The organism is Pandoraea sp. (assembly GCF_041919235.1).
Taxonomy (GTDB): Bacteria; Pseudomonadota; Gammaproteobacteria; order Burkholderiales; family Burkholderiaceae; genus Pandoraea.
The window spans coordinates 7240-26922 of the sequence record NZ_JAYRUC010000027.1 but is presented as its reverse complement, the minus strand read 5'-3'; the positions used below and the strand labels follow the sequence as shown (position 1 = coordinate 26922).

At 62.3% G+C, this 19683-nt stretch carries 17 protein-coding genes; 14 read left to right on the top strand and 3 right to left on the bottom strand.

From position 1 onward, the window contains the following. Nucleotides 1-55 precede the first annotated feature (55 nt). From ACE3UG_RS19280 to map, 3 genes are all read right to left on the bottom strand, one after another. On the bottom strand, nucleotides 56-1675 hold the full coding sequence (locus tag ACE3UG_RS19280; RefSeq protein WP_374626892.1) for a pseudouridine synthase: 1620 nt from the start codon (nucleotides 1673-1675) through the stop codon (nucleotides 56-58). Next, the gene (locus ACE3UG_RS19275; RefSeq protein ID WP_374626890.1) at nucleotides 1672-4236 is read right to left on the bottom strand and encodes a [protein-PII] uridylyltransferase; all 2565 of its coding nucleotides are present in this window, start codon (nucleotides 4234-4236) and stop codon (nucleotides 1672-1674) included. The genes ACE3UG_RS19280 and ACE3UG_RS19275 overlap by 4 nt, the downstream gene beginning before the upstream one ends. Before the next feature lie 76 nt (nucleotides 4237-4312). Further along, complete coding sequence (gene map, locus ACE3UG_RS19270; RefSeq protein ID WP_374626888.1) at nucleotides 4313-5173, bottom strand: type I methionyl aminopeptidase; 861 nt, start codon at nucleotides 5171-5173, stop codon at nucleotides 4313-4315. Nucleotides 5174-5656: 483 nt separating this feature from the next. Here map and rpsB point away from each other — a divergent pair, with 483 nt between their 5' ends. The 14 genes from rpsB to lpxB form a co-directional block, all read left to right on the top strand. Beyond that, nucleotides 5657-6406 carry a 30S ribosomal protein S2 gene (rpsB, locus tag ACE3UG_RS19265; RefSeq protein ID WP_374626886.1) on the top strand — a complete coding sequence of 250 codons (750 nt, stop codon included), beginning with the start codon at nucleotides 5657-5659 and terminating at the stop codon, nucleotides 6404-6406. A gap of 155 nt (nucleotides 6407-6561) precedes the next feature. Continuing rightward, entirely contained in the window at nucleotides 6562-7443 is an 882-nt protein-coding gene (gene tsf, locus ACE3UG_RS19260; protein ID WP_374626884.1) for a translation elongation factor Ts, read from the top strand. 98 nt (nucleotides 7444-7541) lie between these two features. Next, complete coding sequence (gene pyrH / locus ACE3UG_RS19255; protein WP_010803863.1) at nucleotides 7542-8255, top strand: UMP kinase; 714 nt, start codon at nucleotides 7542-7544, stop codon at nucleotides 8253-8255. Nucleotides 8256-8342: 87 nt separating this feature from the next. Then, complete coding sequence (frr, locus tag ACE3UG_RS19250) at nucleotides 8343-8903, top strand: ribosome recycling factor (RefSeq protein ID WP_374626882.1); 561 nt, start codon at nucleotides 8343-8345, stop codon at nucleotides 8901-8903. A gap of 64 nt (nucleotides 8904-8967) precedes the next feature. Next, entirely contained in the window at nucleotides 8968-9750 is a 783-nt protein-coding gene (uppS, locus tag ACE3UG_RS19245; RefSeq protein ID WP_374626880.1) for a polyprenyl diphosphate synthase, read from the top strand. Next, entirely contained in the window at nucleotides 9750-10559 is an 810-nt protein-coding gene (locus ACE3UG_RS19240) for a phosphatidate cytidylyltransferase (RefSeq protein WP_374626878.1), read from the top strand. The genes uppS and ACE3UG_RS19240 overlap by 1 nt, the downstream gene beginning before the upstream one ends. Nucleotides 10560-10561: 2 nt before the next feature. Further along, a complete protein-coding gene (gene ispC, locus ACE3UG_RS19235; protein ID WP_374626876.1) occupies nucleotides 10562-11761 on the top strand; it encodes a 1-deoxy-D-xylulose-5-phosphate reductoisomerase in 1200 nt (399 codons plus the stop codon). A gap of 44 nt (nucleotides 11762-11805) precedes the next feature. Continuing rightward, nucleotides 11806-13203 carry an RIP metalloprotease RseP gene (gene rseP, locus ACE3UG_RS19230; RefSeq protein ID WP_374626874.1) on the top strand — a complete coding sequence of 466 codons (1398 nt, stop codon included), beginning with the start codon at nucleotides 11806-11808 and terminating at the stop codon, nucleotides 13201-13203. 71 nt (nucleotides 13204-13274) lie between these two features. Further along, on the top strand, nucleotides 13275-15578 hold the full coding sequence (gene bamA / locus ACE3UG_RS19225) for an outer membrane protein assembly factor BamA (RefSeq protein ID WP_374626872.1): 2304 nt from the start codon (nucleotides 13275-13277) through the stop codon (nucleotides 15576-15578). Nucleotides 15579-15703: 125 nt separating this feature from the next. Beyond that, the gene (locus ACE3UG_RS19220) at nucleotides 15704-16168 is read left to right on the top strand and encodes an OmpH family outer membrane protein (RefSeq protein WP_374626959.1); all 465 of its coding nucleotides are present in this window, start codon (nucleotides 15704-15706) and stop codon (nucleotides 16166-16168) included. A gap of 26 nt (nucleotides 16169-16194) precedes the next feature. After that, entirely contained in the window at nucleotides 16195-17253 is a 1059-nt protein-coding gene (lpxD, locus tag ACE3UG_RS19215; protein ID WP_374626957.1) for a UDP-3-O-(3-hydroxymyristoyl)glucosamine N-acyltransferase, read from the top strand. Then, nucleotides 17250-17708: a 3-hydroxyacyl-ACP dehydratase FabZ gene (gene fabZ, locus ACE3UG_RS19210; protein ID WP_374626870.1), complete on the top strand. Its 459-nt coding sequence runs from the start codon at nucleotides 17250-17252 to the stop codon at nucleotides 17706-17708. The genes lpxD and fabZ overlap by 4 nt, the downstream gene beginning before the upstream one ends. A 17-nt stretch (nucleotides 17709-17725) precedes the next feature. Then, nucleotides 17726-18517, top strand: coding sequence for an acyl-ACP--UDP-N-acetylglucosamine O-acyltransferase (lpxA, locus tag ACE3UG_RS19205; RefSeq protein WP_374626868.1), 792 nt, complete (start codon nucleotides 17726-17728; stop codon nucleotides 18515-18517). A gap of 3 nt (nucleotides 18518-18520) precedes the next feature. Then, nucleotides 18521-19683 (top strand): lipid-A-disaccharide synthase (lpxB, locus tag ACE3UG_RS19200; RefSeq protein WP_374626866.1); only part of this gene is annotated, 1163 nt, incomplete at its 3' end.

The window sequence follows — 19683 nt, the reverse complement described above, 5'->3', positions numbered from 1 at the left end:
GCGCATGCACAAGCCCGCCTCGATAGCGGGCTTGTTCACGCTTGGCGCGGCCGACTCAGAATCCCTCGCCCGCGCGCAGGTAACGCCACTCACCGACGGGCAGATTGCCCAGCGCGATGCGGCCCATGCGTACGCGCTTGAGGCCGGTCACGTGCAGGCCGACCAGTTCGCACATCCGGCGGATCTGGCGCTTTTTGCCTTCCTTGAGCACGAAACGCAGCTGCTCCGGGTTCTGCCACTCCACCTGCGCGGGCTTGAGCGGTTGATCGTCGAGTTCCAGGCCATGACGCAACAGGGCCAGACGCTCGGCCGGGAAGTGTGCCTGGACGTCTTGCGAATGCTCGTTGTACGAGACGCGCACGAGGTATTCCTTCTCAATGTCCGAGTCTTCGCCGATCAACTGCTTGGCGATGCGACCATCCTGCGTCAGGACGAGTAGGCCAGTCGAGTCGATGTCGAGGCGTCCGGCGGGGGCGAGGCTGCGCAGATGCAACGTGGAGAAGCGCACACCGGCATCGTCCTCCGCCCAATGATGTTCGCGCGTGACCAGCACGGCGGCGGGTTCATAACCGTCTTCGGCCTGGCCGGAGACGTAACCCATGGGTTTGTGCAGCAGGATCGTGACGCGATTGGCTTGCTCCTTGCGCGCGGCCTGCACGACCGTGATTTCTTGCGTCGGCAGGATCTTCGTGCCGAGTTCCGTCACGACCTTGCCGTCGACGCGAACCCATCCCTTGGCGATCCATTCATCCGCTTCGCGACGTGAGCACAGTCCTAGCTCGGACATGCGTTTGGACAGGCGCAGCGACCCGGCGGCGTCGTGGTGAACTTTGACGTCATCGTCGTCGTGCCTTACGCGAGGTGCGCGTGCGAGGCGGGGCTGCGGGGCGCGGTCGTCGGCGCCGCGTTTGGCCGGCCGGGCGAAGTCGCCACGGGCACCGGTGTCGGCGCTGCGCTGCGGGCGGTCCTGATCGAAGCGGCGCGGGGCGCGGTCGTCGGCGCCGCGTTTGGCCGGCCGGGCGAAGTCGCCACGGGCACCGGTGTCGGCGCTGCGCTGCGGGCGGTCCTGGTCGAAGCGGCGCGGGGCGCGGTCGTCAGTGCCGCGTTTGGCTGGCCGGGCGAAGTCGCCACGGGCACCGGTGTCGGCGCTGCGCTGCGGGCGGTCCTGGTCGAAGCGGCGCGGGGCGCGGTCGTCAGTGCCGCGTTTGGCCGGCCGGGCGAAGTCGCCACGGGCACCGGTGTCGGCGCTGCGCTGCGGGCGGTCCTGATCGAAGCGACGCGGCCGGTCATCGTCGAAGCGGCGCGGACGCGACTCGTCGGCAACGCGCGCCGGTCGTGCGCCAGCAACGCGCTCGCGTTGCCCACGCGCAGGCGGACGTTCGCCCGTCGGTCGCTTTTCGAACGGCTTTGCACCGGCTGCGGCGGGTTTGCGCGGCGCAGCGGCGCCACTGCCAGCAGGGCGACGTGCGCCTGCAGGCGATGCGTCCGCGTCCACCGGACGCGGACGTGCCGGCTTCGCGGCGGGCTTCTTTTTCACACCGCCCGCGTCGAGCATCGACGCCGGCACGGCTTTGGTCGGTCGGCGCATCGCGCCGGCCGAACGCACCGGAGCGCGAGTCTTGTCGAGAGTGCGGGGATGTTTGGCGCTCAGTTTGGTGCGCGGGGTATCGCTCATGATTCCAATGCTTCGAGTAATTCGGTCTCAACGGCGATTTGCAGGCGATTGTCCTGCAAACGGCTGCCGTCAAGCAGGAACGTGTCTTCGACACGCTCGCCGAGGGTGTTGATGCGGGCGGTGCGCACGCTCACGCCGTGACGCGCGAGCACGCGAGCGACCGCGTATAGCAGGCCGGTGCGGTCGTTAGCCGACACCGACAGCAGGTAGTACTGGCCGCGCTCGTCCGGGCGCAAGTCGACGCGCGGCGTGACCGGGAAGCTGCGAGAGCGCCGTGGCAGCCGGCCTTTGTTCGGCTCTGCCAGCGGCTCGGCGCGCGTGAGCAACGACACGAGTTCGCTCTCTACCAGATTGATGATGTCGCGGTAGCTTGTATCGAGGCCGGGATCCGTGAGAAGGAAGCTATCCAGTGCAAAGCCCTGGCTGGTCGTGTGCACCTTGGCGTCGAGAATCGACAATCCTTTGCGCTCGAAATAGCCGCAAATGCGAGCGAACAAATCGACCTGGTCTCGCACGTAGACCATCACCTGCAGCCCTTCGCCAATTGGCGAAGGCCTCGCCTTGACGATGGGGACAGCACTGTCGACGTGCCGCCACAGATGGCGCGTCTGCCATGCGACGTCTGCCGGATCGTTGCGCAGGAAGTATGCGACGTCCAGCGTGTTCCAAAGCGCCTCCTGCGCGCGCTCCGGTACGGTATACAGACGCAGCAGCCCGAGGGCCTCTTCCTTGCGTGTTTTCAGTTGCGAACGCGGATCGGGGTTGGCCCCGCCCAGCACCTGCAACGTCAATCGATAAAGGTCCTCGAGCAACTTGCCTTTCCACGCATTCCATACCTTCGGACTGGTGCCGCGAATATCGGCGACGGTCAGGAGATACAACGCCGTGAGGCGCCGCTCGTTCCCGACCTTCTCGGCAAAGCGTCGGATGACATCGGGATCGGTGGTGTCCTGCTTCTGCGCGACGGTACTCATCGTCAGATGTTCTCCCACCAGCCAGACGACCAGTTCCGTATCCTCCTTGTCGACGCCGTGTCGCGCGCAGAAACGTCGTGCGTCGGCCATGCCGAGGGTGGAGTGATCGCCCCCGCGGCCTTTCGCGATGTCATGGAAGAGGGCGGCGATCGTCAAGACCCACGGCCGGTCGAAATTTGCGATCAACTGGCTACAGAACGGATATTCGTGTGCATGCTCCGCCACGGCGAACCGGCGGATGTTGCGCACGACCATCAGGATGTGCTGGTCGACCGTGTACACATGGTACAGATCGTGCTGCATCTGTCCGACGACGCGGCGGAAGTTGATCAGGTACCGGCCGAGCACACTCGTTTGATTCATCAGCCGCAAGGCGTGGGTGATGCCCTGCGGTTGCTGGAGAATCGCGAGAAAAATACGTCGATTCTCAGGGTCGGCCCGCCACTGTGCGTTCATCAGCTCGCGCGCGTTGTACAGCGCGCGCAGCGTGCGCGCAGAGAGCCCTTTCACGCCCACAACCTGTTCGTACAGCAGGAACGTCTCGAGGATCGCGTTTGGGTGACGCTGGTACAACTCGTCGTCGACGATCTCGATCATTCCCTGCTTCTCGACGAACCGCTCGTTGATGACGCGCGTGACGCCGCTCGTCTGAGGGAACAGGCGCGCTTCGACGTTGAGCAGCAAGACGGTATTGAGCTGCGAGACCGCCTTGGCCGCCCAGTAATAACGCCGCATGAGCAGCTCACTGGCCCGCTTCGTGGTCGTGGCGTTGAAGCCCAGGCTCTGCGCCAGCGATGTCTGCAGATCGAACACGAGCACATCCTGACGCCGTCTCGCGAGCAAGTGCAGCCGCGCCCGCAACCCTTTCAGGAACTGCTCGTTACGGCGCAGTTCCTTGAGCTCGCGATCTGTGAGCAGGTCCCGCGCGAACAGTTCCGACCAGCTATTGCCGAGGCCCGCCGCCTTCGTCATCCATAGAATGACCTGCAGATCGCGCAGCCCACCCGGGCTTTCCTTGCAGTTCGGCTCGAGGCTATAGGGGGTGTCTTGATACTTGGCGTGACGCTGACGAATCTCCAACTGCTTGCTGCGAAAAAATGCGCGCGGATCGAGGTCGACCGAGAACCGTTGTTCGAATTCGTCGAAGAGTGCCTGGTTGCCGGTCAGAAGGCGCGCTTCGAGCAAACTTGTTTGCACGGTAACGTCGGCGTGCGCTTCGGTGATGCATTCGTCGACTGTACGAACCGATGAGCCGATCTCGAGCCCGATATCCCACAGAAAACCGATAAACGGCTCCACGTGCGACGTGAGCGCCGGCCCGTCGGCGTGGCGGTGCAGCAGCAGAATGTCGACATCCGAGTGCGGGTACAACTCGCCGCGCCCATAGCCGCCCACGGCGACGAGTGCAAGATCGTCGGGCATCTGGCACTCGGTCCACGCGTCGCGCATGGACTGATCGACGGCTTGGCACAAGCCATGCAGCAGCACGTCGATCTTGCCGTGCGCGGAAAAGCGTTCGACGAGTTCGGCCTTGCGTTCCTTGAGGGCCTGACGCAGTGGAGAAGGGGCGTGCGCACGCGCGTGCATGGCGGCTTCCTGGAGGTGAAAGTAACGAGTCAGGCCGGGCGGCCGCCTATGGGGCAGGCGGCCGGTCGATGATTGCTCAGGCTGCTGCGAACGACGCTACATACGACGAGCCGGGCGGCGGCGGCGGGGTCAGGGCGGAGCGCGTGAGCACCTCATGTCCGGTCTCGGTCACGAGAATGGTGTGCTCCCATTGCGCCGACAGGCTGCGATCGCGCGTCTTGACCGTCCACTGATCGGGCATCGTCCGAATCTCGCGCTTGCCCGCGTTGATCATCGGCTCGATGGTGAAGATCATGCCGGCCTGCAGTTCGAGCCCGGTGCCCTGTCGGCCGTAATGCAGAATCTGCGGATCTTCGTGGAACACCTGGCCGATCCCGTGGCCGCAGTATTCGCGCACCACGCTGTATCCCTGCGCTTCGGCATGCGCCTGAATCGCTTGGCCGATATCGCCCAGATGTGCGCCCGGGCGCACCTGGTTGATGCCGAGCCACATGCACTCATACGTCACCTGAGCCAGACGCTTTGCGAGGATGGAGCCTTCACCGACGATGAACATTCGGCTTGTGTCGCCAAAATAGCCATCCTTGATGACGGTGATGTCGATGTTCAGCGCGTCGCCGTTCTTGAGCGTCTTGTCGCCGGGAATGCCGTGGCAGATCACATCGTTGACCGAGATGCACGTGGCCTTGGGGTAGGGCGGATAGCCGGGGGGCTGATAGTTCAGCGGCGCCGGCACGGTGCCCTGCTCCTTGACCATATACTCGTGGCAGAGCCGGTCGAGTTCGCCGGTGGTGACGCCAGCGCGCACGTGCGGCGTGATGAAATCGAGCACTTCGCTGGCCAGCCGGCAGGCGACGCGCATCATTTCAATGTCGTGAGCATTCTTGAGGGTGATGGCCATTGTTGAATCGGGCAGATTGCGTAAACAGTGGCGCATTATCGCACCAATGGACGGTTTTCGCCCCGTCCGGCTTGGATTTCGGAGCGTTCCGGCGGTGAATTTCCGATGTTCCGATCGGGGAGCGGGACCGTGAGGCGAATTGGCCGCAATGCCGCGCAAGACGGGCGTTTCCGGTGTGTCATCGCAAGCGCACGAGTTGCTTGAGTGCTGGTGCCCTGCGATGCTATAATCTCGGGCTAAGTCGAGAACGAATTGTCAATAAGTCCAAGGGTTTTCCCTTGTGTTTCAACGGTTTTCGCCGGATTTTCGGGGTGTTCGCGCCCCAATGTGGTGCCGAATGGCGCTGCATCCGGTGACGTCCCGGGTGGCAATGCGAGTCATCGGCTTGGAAATTTTGAAATCGCGGGCCGGCGCACCCAGGGTGCCCGATGTTCGCAGGCGGGTCATGCAAAGCTGTGTGGCAGTCTGACGAAACGGGTACGGCAGCCGGTCTAAGACCTAACCCTCACGGAGAATCACATGTCTGTCACGATGCGTCAGATGCTGGAAGCGGGTGTCCATTTCGGTCACCAAACCCGTTTCTGGAACCCCAAGATGGCCCCCTATATCTTCGGCCATCGCAACAAGATTCACATCATCAACCTCGAAAAGACGTTGCCGATGTACCAGGACGCGCTGAAGTACGTGCGTCAACTGGCAGCAAACCGCGGCACGATCCTGTTCGTGGGCACCAAGCGTCAAGCGCGTGAGATCGTGGCGGAAGCCGCCGGGCGCGCCGGTATGCCTTACGTCAACAACCGTTGGCTGGGCGGCATGCTGACGAACTTCAAGACGCTGAAGTCGTCGATCAAGAAGCTCAAGGACATGGAGCAGGCGCTCGAAGCCGGCGAGCAAGAGCGCATGAGCAAGAAGGAAGCGCTGCTGTTCGATCGTGAAATGGCCAAGCTGCAGAAGTCGATTGGTGGCGTGAAGGAAATGGGCGGTATGCCCGACGCCATCTTCGTCGTCGACGTCGGCTACCACAAGATCGCGATCACCGAAGCCAACAAGCTGGGCATTCCGGTGATCGCCGTGGTCGATACGAACCACTCGCCGGAAGGTGTTGATTACGTCATCCCGGGTAACGACGATTCGAGCAAGGCTGTTGAGCTGTACGTGCAAGGCGTTGCCGACGCGATCCTCGAAGGCCGTGAAACCGCGGTCAAGGAAGTCGTGGAAGCCGTTCGCGGCGATGGCGACGAGTTCGTCGAAGTGAACGAAGAGGCGTAAGCGGCCACCGCTGCGTAACAAAAGGGGCTGCTGGTGGCGCCCCTTTTTTTTAGTCCGATTTTCCCGCGTCGGGTGCGCGGGGCGCCGGGGAGCGGGCAGTGCGGCCGTTCAGGCGCCATCCTCTCCCGACTGATTCGATATACAGGAGTAACGATATGCCGGCAATTACTGCAGCGATGGTGGGCGAACTGCGCGCCAAGACCGACGCGCCGATGATGGAGTGCAAGAAGGCGCTGACCGAAGCCGATGGCGACATGGTCCGTGCTGAAGAAATCCTGCGTGTCAAGCTGGGTAGCAAGGCCAGCAAGGCCGCTAGCCGTATCACGGCCGAAGGCGTGATCGCTGCCTACATCGACGGCGGCAACGGTGCCGTGGTCGAAATCAACTGCGAAACCGACTTCGTCTCGAAGAACGACGATTTCCTCAAATTTGCCAACGACGTGGCCAAGCTGGTGGCCGAGCAGGGCCCGGCCGACGTGGCTGCCCTGTCGGCGCTGCCGCTCGATGGCAAGACGGTGGATCAAGTGCGCGCCGACCTGATCGGCAAGATCGGCGAGAACATGACCATTCGCCGCTTCCAGCGCTATGCAACGTCGAGCAAGCTGGCCGCCTACCTGCACGGCACGCGTATCGGCGTGGTCGTCGAGTATGACGGTGCCGACGCCGAAGTTGGCAAGAATGTGGCCATGCACATTGCCGCCATGAAGCCGGTGGCCGTGTCGGGCGATCAAGTCGCGCCGGAACTGATCGAGAAGGAGCGCAAGGTCGCGGCCGAGAAGGCTGCCGAATCGGGCAAGCCGGCCGAGATCGTGGCGAAGATGGTGGAAGGCAGCGTGCAGAAATTCCTGAAGGAAGTCTCGCTGTTCAACCAGTCGTACGTGAAGGACGACAAGTCGACCGTCGAACAGATGCTCAAGGCCAACAACACCGCAGTCAAGGGCTTCACCATGTTCGTGGTCGGCGAAGGCATCGAGAAGAAGCAGGACGACTTCGCTGCCGAAGTGGCCGCTCAAGTGGCCGCCGCCAAGCAGTCGTAATTTGCGCAGTACCGTAGTATCCGGGGGCGGCGGTGCCGTCCCCGTTGTTTCATCCAGAATACCCCAACAGTGCCCGACCAGACTTCTTAAGGACCGCCATGTCTACTCCTTACAAACGCGTACTTCTCAAGCTCTCTGGTGAAGCCCTCATGGGTGACGATGCATTCGGCATCAATCGTGCGACCATCGAACGAATGGTGGGCGACATTGCCGAGGTCGTTCGCCTGGGCACGCAACTGGCCGTTGTGATCGGCGGTGGCAATATTTTCCGCGGTGTGGCTGGCGGTGCCGCCGGCATGGACCGCGCAACGGCTGACTACATGGGCATGCTGGCCACGATGATGAACGCCCTGGCGCTGCAGGACGCCATGCGTCATGCGGGTATCGAGGCGCGTGTGCAGTCCGCGCTGCGTATGGACCAGGTGGTCGAGCCGTACATCCGCCCGCGTGCGATTCGTCAGCTCGAAGAGGGGAAGGTCGTGATTTTCGCGGCCGGTACGGGTAACCCGTTCTTCACGACCGACACGGCGGCCGCGCTGCGCGGCTCGGAAGTCGGCGCCGAAGTGGTGCTCAAGGCGACCAAGGTCGATGGCGTGTACTCGGCCGACCCCAAAAAGGATCCCAACGCGGTAAAGTACTCGACCATCAGCTTCGACGAGGCTATCTCGAAGAACCTGCAGGTCATGGACGCGACCGCTTTTGCGCTGTGCCGCGATCAGAAAATGCCTGTGCGCGTTTTCTCGATTGTGAAGCCGGGCGCACTCAAACATGTCATTCTCGGCGAAGACGAGGGAACGCTCGTCCACGTTTGAGTTCAAATTGCGGCGTCGGCGTGCATTGGCGCGCCGACGCCGTATCATTTACGTTTTTGCGTAACAATTCAAGGTTTGGAGGTTGTCATGAGCGTTGCTGACATCAGAAAGAATGTCGAGCAGAAGATGAAAAGCTCGATCGAATCGTTCAAGAACAACCTGGCGAAGATTCGTACCGGTCGCGCGCATGCCGGCCTGCTCGATCACGTGCAGGTGGACTACTACGGCTCGATGGTGCCCATCTCCCAGGTCGCTAACGTGAACCTCGTGGATAGCCGCACGATCGGCGTGCAACCGTGGGAAAAGAAGATGGTCGGCGTGGTCGAGAAGGCCATCCGTGAGTCGGATCTGGGCCTGAACCCGGCCACGCAGGGCGATCTGATTCGCGTGCCGATGCCGATGCTGACCGAAGAGCGCCGTCGCGAACTGACCAAGCTGGTCAAGTCGGAAGGTGAGGCCGCTAAGGTGGCTGTGCGCAACCTGCGTCGTGATGCCAACGAGCAACTCAAGAAACTGGTCAAGGACAAGGAAGCGTCGGAAGACGACGAGCGCCGTGGCAGCGACGAGGTTCAGAAGCTCACGGACAAGTTTGTCGCCGAGATCGACGAACTGGTGAAGCAAAAGGATGCCGAGATCATGACGGTCTGAGCGCTTCGGCACTCACCGCAAGATCTCCGCTGACTTTCGCGCTCGACTTTCGCGCCGTACCTCAATGGGTTTTCTCAGTTCCACGCTCGTCGTTCCCGAAACAGCGAGCATTCCGCGCCACGTCGCCATCGTCATGGATGGCAACGGGCGTTGGGCTACCCGTCGTAAATTGCCTCGCGTTGCGGGGCATAAGCGCGGCGTCGATGCCGTGCGCGAAGCGGTGACCGCATGCGCCGAACTCGGCGTCGAATATCTCACGCTGTTCGCGTTCAGCTCCGAGAACTGGCGTCGACCGCAGGATGAGGTATCGACGCTGATGCAACTCTTCATCCTCGCGCTTGAGCGTGAAGTGGGGAAACTGCATAGCAACGGCATTCGCTTGCGCGTCATCGGCGCGCTCGAAGCGTTCGAGCCGCGCATTCAGGAGCTGGTCAGGCGCGCGGAAGCGCGCACGCAAGACAACAAGGGGCTTACGCTCACCATCGCCGCCAACTACGGTGGACGGTGGGACATTTTGCAGGCAGCGCAGAAACTCGCTGCCGCGCGGGTCGCCGAAGGCGGGGCCGCAGCGCTCGACACGTCGTTCACGGAAGACGATCTTGCGCCTTATCTGAGCATGGCATACGCGCCGGAGCCGGATCTTTTCATCCGCACGGGTGGCGATCAACGCATCAGTAATTTTCTGCTCTGGCAACTGGCGTACACTGAATTGTATTTCACCGAAGACTTCTGGCCGGACTTCAACGCCAGTACGCTCAAAAGGGCCGTCGCTGAGTTTCAACAGCGCGAGCGCCGTTTCGGCCGTACGAGCGCGCAAGTTCAGAACCCCTCGGGACAATCCGCCTGATGCTCAAGACACGCGTCATTACCGCTGTCGTACTTCTCGCCATTCTGCTGCCTGTGATCTTCGTCGGTACACCGTCGCAGTTCGCATTGCTCGCCGCCGCCATCGTGGCGGCCGCCGGCTGGGAATGGGGCCGTCTGGTCGGTCTGAACGCTACGGGCGCCATTTTCTACGGTGCGCTCGCACTGTTGGGCGTGGGCTTGACTTGGGCGGGCGGCTGGATGCTCTCGTCGATCTGGCTCAAGCCCGCCGCCATCTTCTGGGTGCTGGCGGGACCTTACACGCTTGCGCGCAAGCCCGCGACCAAGGGGGCATGGCGCGGCCTGTTGCTCGTTGCCGGCCCGGTGCTGCTGATTGCGGCCTGGCAAGCGCTGTGTCTCGCGCGCGAGCGTGGCGTGGCATTCCTTCTCTCGGTACTCGTGATTGTCTGGCTCGCTGACACGGGGGCCTATTTCGCCGGTCGGGCGTTCGGCCGGCGCAAGCTTGCACCGTCCATCAGTCCCGGAAAGTCCTGGGAAGGCGCCATCGGCGGATGGCTGCTGGTACTCGTGGCCGCTGCGGCGGTGCTGGCGAGCGGATTGCAGGCGCCGACCATCGTTTTCCATCTCGTCGGCAGACTGGGTCTGGCAGGCGGCGCATTGGCGCTGACGGTGCTGGTGGCGTTCTCGGTCGTGGGCGATCTGTTCGAATCTCAACTAAAACGGCAGGCCGGCGTGAAGGATTCCAGCGCACTGCTACCCGGCCACGGAGGCGTGCTCGACAGAATCGACGCGTTGCTCCCGGTGCTCCCGCTGGCTCTGCTCTTCGTCTGATCATGACGCAACGTCTCTCCATTCTCGGCTCCACCGGCTCCATCGGCGTTAGCACGCTCGATGTGGTGGGGCGTCATCCCGACCGGTTCTCAGTGTATGCGCTCTCGGCGCACCGAAATCTGGATCGGTTGTTCGAACAATGTGTCGTGCATCGACCGGCGGTTGCAGTGGTGGCCGATGCCGACGGCGCGCGCTTGCTTGCGGCGCGTCTGGCCGATGCGGATCTGAAGATTGATGTGACGTACGGTCCGCAGGCCCTGGTCGAGATCGCGCAAGCGACCGAGGTCACGACGGTCGTCGCAGCGATCGTCGGCGCCGCAGGGCTCCCGTCGACGCTGGCGGCGGCGCGCGCCGGCAAACGCGTGCTTCTCGCGAACAAGGAATCGCTGGTGCTCTCCGGGGCCTTGTTCATGGCGACGGCCGAGCGCGCAGGCGCCACGCTGCTGCCGCTCGACAGTGAGCACAACGCGATCTTTCAATGCCTGCCGCAAGTGGCTGGCGAACATCGTGTTTCAACGCGCGGTGTCGATAAGCTGGTGTTGACCGCATCGGGTGGCCCGTTCCGCGAGCGCGATCTGGCATCGCTCGAGAACGTAACGCCCAACGAGGCGTGCGCGCATCCGAATTGGGTCATGGGCCGAAAGATTTCGGTCGACTCCGCCAGCATGATGAACAAGGGCCTCGAGGTCATCGAGGCGCATTGGCTATTCAATGTGCCGCCCGAGAGGATCGAAGTCCTGATCCATCCGCAGAGCGTGATTCACTCGATGGTGACGTATGCTGACGGCTCGACGCTGGCGCAACTCGGCAATCCCGACATGCGCACGCCGATCGCGCACGCGCTTTCGTTCCCGGATCGCGTGACGTCGGGCGTTGCCGGGCTGAACCTCACCGAGATCGGTAAGCTGACGTTCGAAGCACCGGATTTGCGCCGTTTTCCGTGCCTGCGTCTGGCGTTCGACGCGCTGCATCGGGGGGGCACCGCAGGTGCACTGCTCAATGCCGCCAACGAGATTGCCGTGGCGGCTTTCCTCGAACGACGCATTCGCTTTACGGCCATCGCCCAGGTGGTCGAGCGGGTCCTCGACGCGATCGCCGTCGGTGAGGCAACGTCGCTCGAGGTGGTGCTCGAGGCCGATCGTCGCGCGCGGGAACTGGCGGCGGGAATCGTCGCCAAAATGCCAGCCCCCGCGTTGTCGTGACGCCTAACTTTATGTCGTAACGTCTCCGGGGCCCGAATTCGCTCATGACTTTGCTGACCACGTTGCTTGCGTTTGCCGTCGCCATTGGCGTGCTGGTGGTATTCCATGAGTTGGGCCACTACTCGGTCGCGCGGATGTGCGGTGTCAAGGTTCTGCGATTCTCGGTCGGGTTCGGGGCGCCGTTGTTCAAGTGGACGATGGGCCGCGATCGTACCGAATGGACGGTTTGTGCGCTTCCGCTTGGCGGTTACGTCCGCATGCTCGACGAGCGTGACGAGACGCAGACCGTCGCGCCGGAAGAGCGGGCGAGGGCTTTCAACCGGCAGTCCGTCTACAAGCGTTTTGCCATCGTTGCGGCCGGTCCGGTCGCCAACTTCCTTCTTGCAATCGTGCTCTATGCGGGCTTGAACGTGGCCGGCGTGACCGAGCCCGTTGCGCGCATTGCGCCGCCGGCGGCCGGTACTTTGGCGGCTCGCGCGGGCATGTCTGGCGGCGAGCTGATCACCGGCGTTCGGGAGAACGGGAGCAGCTCGGACGAGGCCGTTGGCAACGAGGTACCCGTGCGATCCTGGGAAGACCTTCGTTGGCGGCTGGTCGACCCGATGATCGATGGGCAGCGTGTCACGTTGGTCACGCGCACTCGCGACGGTCGCGCGGAATACATGCTCGATGCGGCCGGACAACATTTCGATGCCGCGGCCGACGGCGAGCGCGACTTCATGCAGCGTCTCGGCCTGGTGCCCTCGGCGCGGGTCGTGGTGGGGCAGCTTCTGGCGGGAGGGGCCGCAGGGCCTGCCGGGTTGCGTGTCGGCGATGAGATCACGGCAGTCGACGGCAGCCCCATTGCGTCCGCCAAGGCGCTTGTGGACGCCGTGCGCGCCCATCCGGACAAGCCGATGACCCTCACCGTACGGCGTGACGGCACGCTGCGCGATGTGACACTGACGCCGAGCGCGGAGGTAGACCCCGCTGCGCCGGGCGGCGCGCGCGTGGGTAAAATCGGCGCAGCGCTGACCAGCCAGATCGACACGGTGAAGGTCCGGTATGGCCCGATCGACGCCCTGTCCAGGGGGGCGCAGCGTACGTGGGACGTGACGGCTTTCAGCGTGCGGATGTTCGGGAAGATGTTGACCGGGCAGGCGTCGCTCAAGAATCTGAGCGGGCCGGTGACGATTGCCGACTACGCGGGGCGTTCGGCCCGGCTCGGGCTGGATTATTTCGTCGCCTTTCTCGCCCTTGTCAGCATTAGCCTGGGCGTATTGAATCTGTTGCCGATTCCGGTTTTGGATGGTGGCTATCTGTTATATTATGCGGTCGAAGCGATGACCGGTCGGGTAATTTCCGAGCGGTGGCAGGGCGCACTGCAACGAGTGGGCATCGTTTGTATTCTCGCGCTTTCTGCCGTAGCACTTTTCAATGACCTGTCGAAGTTGCTGCACTAGACAGCGTCACGCGCCTGCCGTCGCAGGCAAATCCGAGTTTTTACGATTCAATTGTTTCTTGGGGAAGCAAGTTGTCGAATAAATACCACCTTGTTCCGAAGACCCTGGTGATTGCGGTTCTGGCGGCACACAGTTTCCTGGCGCGGGCCGTCGAGCCGTTCGTGGTCAAGGATATCCGAGTGGAGGGCTTGCAGCGCATCGAACCCGGCACGGTGTTCTCCTATCTGCCGGTCAAGCCAGGTGACAAGTTCAACGACGATAAGGGTACCGAAGCAATTCGGGCCCTTTATGCAACGGGCCTGTTCTCGGACGTCAGCGTTGAAGCGCAAGGCAACGTGCTGGTGGTGCACGTCAACGAGCGTCCCGCAATTGCGTCCATCGACTTCCTCGGCATCAAGGAATTCGACAAGGACGGTCTGAAAAAGGCGCTGCGCTCGGTCGGCCTGACCGAAGGCCGCTCCTTCGACCGGAACCTGCTCGACAAGTCGGAACAGGAACTCAAGCGTCAATACCTTACGCGCGGTTACTACGCTGCCGAGGTGAAGACGACGGTGACGCCGCTTGAGCGTAACCGGGTGGGTATTCAGTTCGCTGTGACCGAAGGACCGAAGGCCACGATCCAGCAGATCAACTTCGTCGGCAACAAGGCGTTCTCGTCGTCGGACCTGACGGCGGAGATGGAACTCGGCACGCCGAACTGGCTGTCCTGGTATTCGAAGAACGACCTGTACTCGAAGGACAAGCTCACGGGCGATCTGGAAAAACTGCGTTCGTTCTACCTGAATCGCGGCTATCTGGAATTCAACATCGACTCCACCGACGTCTCGATCACGCCGGACAAGGACCAGATGTTCCTGACGATCAACCTGCATGAAGGCGTTCCCTACAAGGTGTCGGACGTCAAGCTCACCGGCGAAATGCTGGGCAAGCAGGACGACATCCGCAAGCTGGTCCAACTGAAGGCGGGAGATACCTTCTCTGCGGCCAAGTTGCAGGCCAGCACGAAGGCCATTTCCGATCTGCTCGGCAACTACGGCTTCGCGTTCGCCAACGTGAATGCCCAGCCGACGATTGACCGCAACAACCACACGGTGGCGCTGACGCTCACGATCGAGCCGGGCCGTCGCGTGTACGTTCGCAAAATCAACATCGTGGGCAACTCGCGCACGCGTGACGAGGTGATTCGCCGCGAGATGCGCCAGCTCGAGAGTTCGTGGTACGACGCCGACCGCCTCAAGCTGTCGCAGGATCGTATCAACCGCCTGGGCTACTTCACCGACGTAAACGTGACGACCGAGCCGGTGCCGGGATCGAACGATCAGGTCGACCTTCAGGTGAAGGTGGAAGAGAAGCCGACGGGGACGATCAACGTCGGTGCGGGCTTCTCCTCGACCGACAAGGTGGTGTTGCAGGCCGGTGTCAGCCAGGACAACGTCTTCGGTTCGGGAACCTCGCTGTCGGTGAACGTGAATACCGGCAAGACCTACCGTACGTTGGCCGTCACACAGGTCGATCCGTACTTCACGGTCGACGGTGTTAGCCGAATCACGGATATTTTCTACCGCACGTATCAGCCGCTGCTGCTCACGAGCGACTCGGATTTCCGTATCAACACGCTGGGTGGCAACCTGAAGTTCGGTGTGCCGTTCTCGGAAGTCGATACGGTGTTCTTCGGTATCGGGTTCGAGCAGACGCGTCTGCACCTGACGAGCGACGGTACCACGCCGCAACGCTACATCGATTACGCCAACCAGTTCGGTTACGTCAGCAACAACTATCCGCTGACCATCGGCTGGTCGCGCGATTCGCGTGATAGCGCGCTGATCCCGAACCGCGGTCACTATCAGCAGGCGAACATCGAAATCGGCACGCCGATGGGGACGACGAAGTACATCCGTGCCTACTATCAGCACCAGTATTACTACCCGGTAAGCCGCGGCTTCACGCTGGCGCTCAATGGCGAAGTCGGCTACGGCCACGGTCTGGCCGGTCAGCCGTTCCCGATCTTCAAGAACTACTTCGCGGGCGGTATCGGTTCGGTACGTGGCTACGAGCCGAGTTCGCTGGGGCCGAAGGATACCAATGGCGAGCCTCTGGGCGGGGCGTCGAAGCTGATCGGCAACGTCGAGCTGACATTCCCGCTGCCGGGTACCGGATATGACCGTACGCTGCGCATCTTCACGTTCATGGACGGTGGTAACGTGTTTGACAACGGCCAAGCGATTACCTTGAATAACCTGCGCTATTCTTACGGTTTCGGCCTGTCGTGGATTTCACCGATTGGCCCGCTCAAGCTCTCGATGGGCTTCCCGCTCGTCAAGAAGCCAGGCGATCAGTATCAGAAATTCCAGTTCCAGGTGGGTACGTCGTTCTGATGACGGCGCATCGACCGGTTCCGAACGTTTCATCGTTGTAAAGGGGTAATACATTGAACGGTATCCGTAAGCATTGCCTTCGCGGCGTCGCCGCGGCGTTGCTGGCTGGCGCAGCCTTTGCTGCCATGGCTCAGGATGCGCGCATCGCCGCTGTCAATTCGGATCGCATCTTGCGCGATTCGGCACCGGCCAAGGCCGCACAAGCCAAGCTCGAAGCCGAGTTCTCCAAGCGGGACGCGGATCTGCAAGCGATGGCCCAACGTCTCAAGGCGATGTCGGACAAGCTCGACAAGGACAACCCGACGTTGTCCGACGCCGAGCGCGCCAAGCGTCAGCGCGATCTGGCTGCCGCCGACACCGAATTCCAACGCAAGCAGCGTGAGTTTCGCGAAGACCTGAATCAGCGTCGCAATGAGGAACTCGCTGCGGTGCTCGACCGCGCCAATCGCGTCATCAAACAGATTGCCGAAGCGGACAAGTACGACCTGATCGTGCAGGAAGCGGTCTACGTGAGTCCACGTATCGACATTACCGACAAGGTGCTCAAGACCCTGAACGCGAGTTCGGGTGGCGGCACCGGCGGCAAGTGACGCGCGCGCATTCCGTGCCGGGATCGCTGTCGGTTTCGCTCGCCCAGTTGGTCGCCCGCTTCGGTGGCGACCTCGTAGGGGACGCAGACGTCGTGGTGCAGGGTTTGGCACCGCTCGATCGTGCGGGTGCGAATCAGCTCGCGTTCCTGTCCAACCCGCTGTATCTCGCCGAAGTGCCCAACTCGGGCGCGGCGGCCGTGATTCTCTCCAAGAGCGACTTCGACAAGCTACCGTCGCATGAGGGGCGGGCGTGGATTATCGCGCCGAATCCTTATGCGTACTTCGCGCGTGTCGCACAGGTGTTTGCGCAGGCAGCGACACCGGTGCCCGCCGCCGGTATTCATCCGACTGCGGTTGTCGATCCGAGCGCCGTCGTGCCGGCGTCGTGCGTGATCGGTCCGAATGTGGTGATCGAGGCGGGCGCGCGTCTGGGTGAGCGGGTTCGACTGGTGGCGAACGTATTCATCGGGCGGGACACGACCCTGGGCGACGACGTGCTCGTCTACCCGAATGCCACGCTGTACCACACGAGCGTGATTGGTGCGCGGTGCGTGATTCACGCGGGCGCGGTAATCGGCTCGGACGGTTTCGGATTTGCACCGGATTTTTCTGCCGCTGGCGGCGAGTGGGTGAAGATTCCCCAGGTGGGGCGCGCGGTGATCGAGGATGACGTCGAAATCGGTGCATCGACCTCCATCGATCGGGGGGCGATGGCCGACACGGTGATCGAGCGCGGTTGCAAGATCGACAATCAGGTTCAGATCGCGCACAACGTGCGCGTTGGCGCCTATACGGTGATCGCGGCATGCACGGGCATTGCCGGCAGCAGCACCATCGGTAAATTCTGCATGCTGGGCGGCGCCGTGGGCGTGGCAGGGCATGTGACGATTGGCGACCGCGTCATCGTGACGGCCAAGTCGGGGGTCTCGAAGTCGATCCCTGGCCCAGGCACGTATACCAGCGCGTTTCCGGCCATCCCGAACGCGGAATGGAACAAAAACGCGGCCATCATGCGCAATCTGGACAAGATGCGTGATCGCGTGCGTCAACTTGAAGCGAAGGTCAAAGACCTGCAAGAAAAATGAGCGACACCACTATCAATATCGACATCCACAAGATCATGAAGCTGCTGCCGCATCGGTATCCGATGCTGATGGTGGACCGCGTGATCGGGCTGGAGCCGCACAAGAACATCAAGGTCATCAAGAACGTCACGATCAATGAGCCGTACTTCACGGGCCATTATCCGCAGCGTCCGGTGATGCCGGGGGTGCTGATCGTTGAAGCGCTGGCGCAGGCCGCTGCGCTCCTCACCTTCTCTGAAGAGAAGGTGCATGACGAGAATACGCTCTATTATTTCGTCGGTATCGAGAACGTTCGCTTCAAGCGTCCGGTCGAACCGGGCGACCAGCTCGTGCTCGATGTGGACTTCGTGAACGAGCGCCGAGGCTTCTACAAGTTCAAGGGCAAGGCGTTGGTAGACGGCAAGATCGCGGCGGAAGCCGAGTTCATGTGCATGGTCAAGAAGAACGGCGAATAACCGGAATTGAGACGCTCATGACGAACATTCACTCCACTGCAGTGGTCGATCCGAAGGCGCAATTGGCCGACGACGTCGTCGTTGGTCCTTACGCCATCGTCGGGCCGAACGTGACGATCGGTGCCGGTACGCAGATTCTTTCGCACACGGTTGTCGATGGCCATACGACCCTCGGCGAGGGCAACAAGATTGGCCCGTTCGCGTCGATCGGCGGCAATCCGCAAGATATGAAGTACGCTGGCGAGCCCACGAAGCTCGTCATCGGCGATCGCAACACGATCCGGGAATTCACGACCATTCACACCGGTACGGTGCAGGATGGCGGCCTGACCGGGGTTGGCAACGACAATTGGATCATGGCATACGTGCACATCGCGCACGATTGCCACGTAGGCAATCACACGGTCTTCTCGAGCAATGCCCAAATGGCCGGTCACGTCACCGTCGGCGACTGGGCGATCATCGGCGGCATGACCGGTGTGCATCAGTTCGTGCGGATCGGTGCGCACTCGATGATCGGGGGCGCGTCGGTGCTTGTGCAGGACGTGCCGCCGTTCGTCATTGCGTCGGGCGACCGTGCGGTGCCCTACGGCATCAACGTCGAAGGCCTGCGTCGCCGCAATTTTTCGGCCGATGCCATTACGGCGCTGCGTCATGCCTACAAGCTGCTCTACAAGAGCGGGCTGACGCTCGACGAAGCGAAGGTGCAGATCGAAGCCTTTGGCAATGCCGGTGCGCCGGACGTGTCCGACGCCGTGCGCGCGCTGCTCGACTTCCTCAACGCCAGCACGCGCGGTATCGTGCGCTGATCCATGCCGCCGACCCTTCCCGGTGCCGGCCAGCGAACCCTGGCGATGGTGGCCGGGGAGCTTTCCGGCGATCTCATTGCCGGCAACGTGCTTGCCGGTCTCAAACAGCATCTTCCCACTGACATCGCATATGCGGGCGTCGGTGGCCCGCATATGGCGGAAGAGGGTTTCGACGCCTACTGGCCGATCGATAAGCTCTCCGTCATGGGCTATGTCGAAGTCATCAAGCATCTGCGCGAAATTCTCTCGATTCGACGCCAACTTCGAGAGCGATGGCTCGCCGACAAGCCGTTGGCGTTTGTCGGCTTCGATGCGCCGGACTTCAATTTCGATCTCGAAATCAAGCTGCGTGAGGCGGGGATTCCCACGATTCATTTCGTGAGCCCGTCGATCTGGGCGTGGCGCGGTGGGCGTATCAAGAAGATCAAGCGGGCCGTCGATCATATGCTGTGTTTGTTCCCTTTCGAGCCGGAGATTTATCGCCGGGCGGGGATCGATGCAACGTTCGTCGGCCACCCGATGGCCGACAAGATTCCAATGGTGCCCGACGTGGCCGGCGCGCGCGCCAAGCTCGCACTTCAGGGCCACGGCCCGGTCGTTGCGGTCCTGCCGGGGAGCCGGACGTCGGAGGTGCAACGTCTTGCGCCGGTGTTTTTCGCCGCAATGCGCTTGCTTGCCAAGCGTGAGCCATCGATTCGCTTTGTGCTGCCCGCTGCGACCCCGCGCCTGCGCACGTTGATGCAGCCGATCGTGGACGCGCACGGCGATCTCAACCTGACCGTGATCGATGGTCGCGCCCCCCTCGCGCTGGAGGCCGCCGATAGCGTGCTGCTCGCCAGCGGTACCGCCACGTTGGAAGCCGCCCTCTACAAGAAGCCGATGGTCATTTCGTACAAGGTTCCCTGGTTGACGGCGCAGATCATGAAGCGCCAGGGATACTTGCCTTATGTCGGTTTGCCTAACATTTTGTCGGGCGAGTTCGTCGTGCCGGAGTTGCTGCAGCATTTCGCGACCCCGGACGCACTGGCAGATGCCGTCTGGAAGCAATTGACCGACCCGGCGTTGCGTGAGTCCTTGCAAGCGCGCTTCACGGCGATTCACGCGCAACTGCGCCAGAACACGGCCGCGCGTTCGGCTGAGGTGATCGAGCGCGTGCTGCGCGAGAA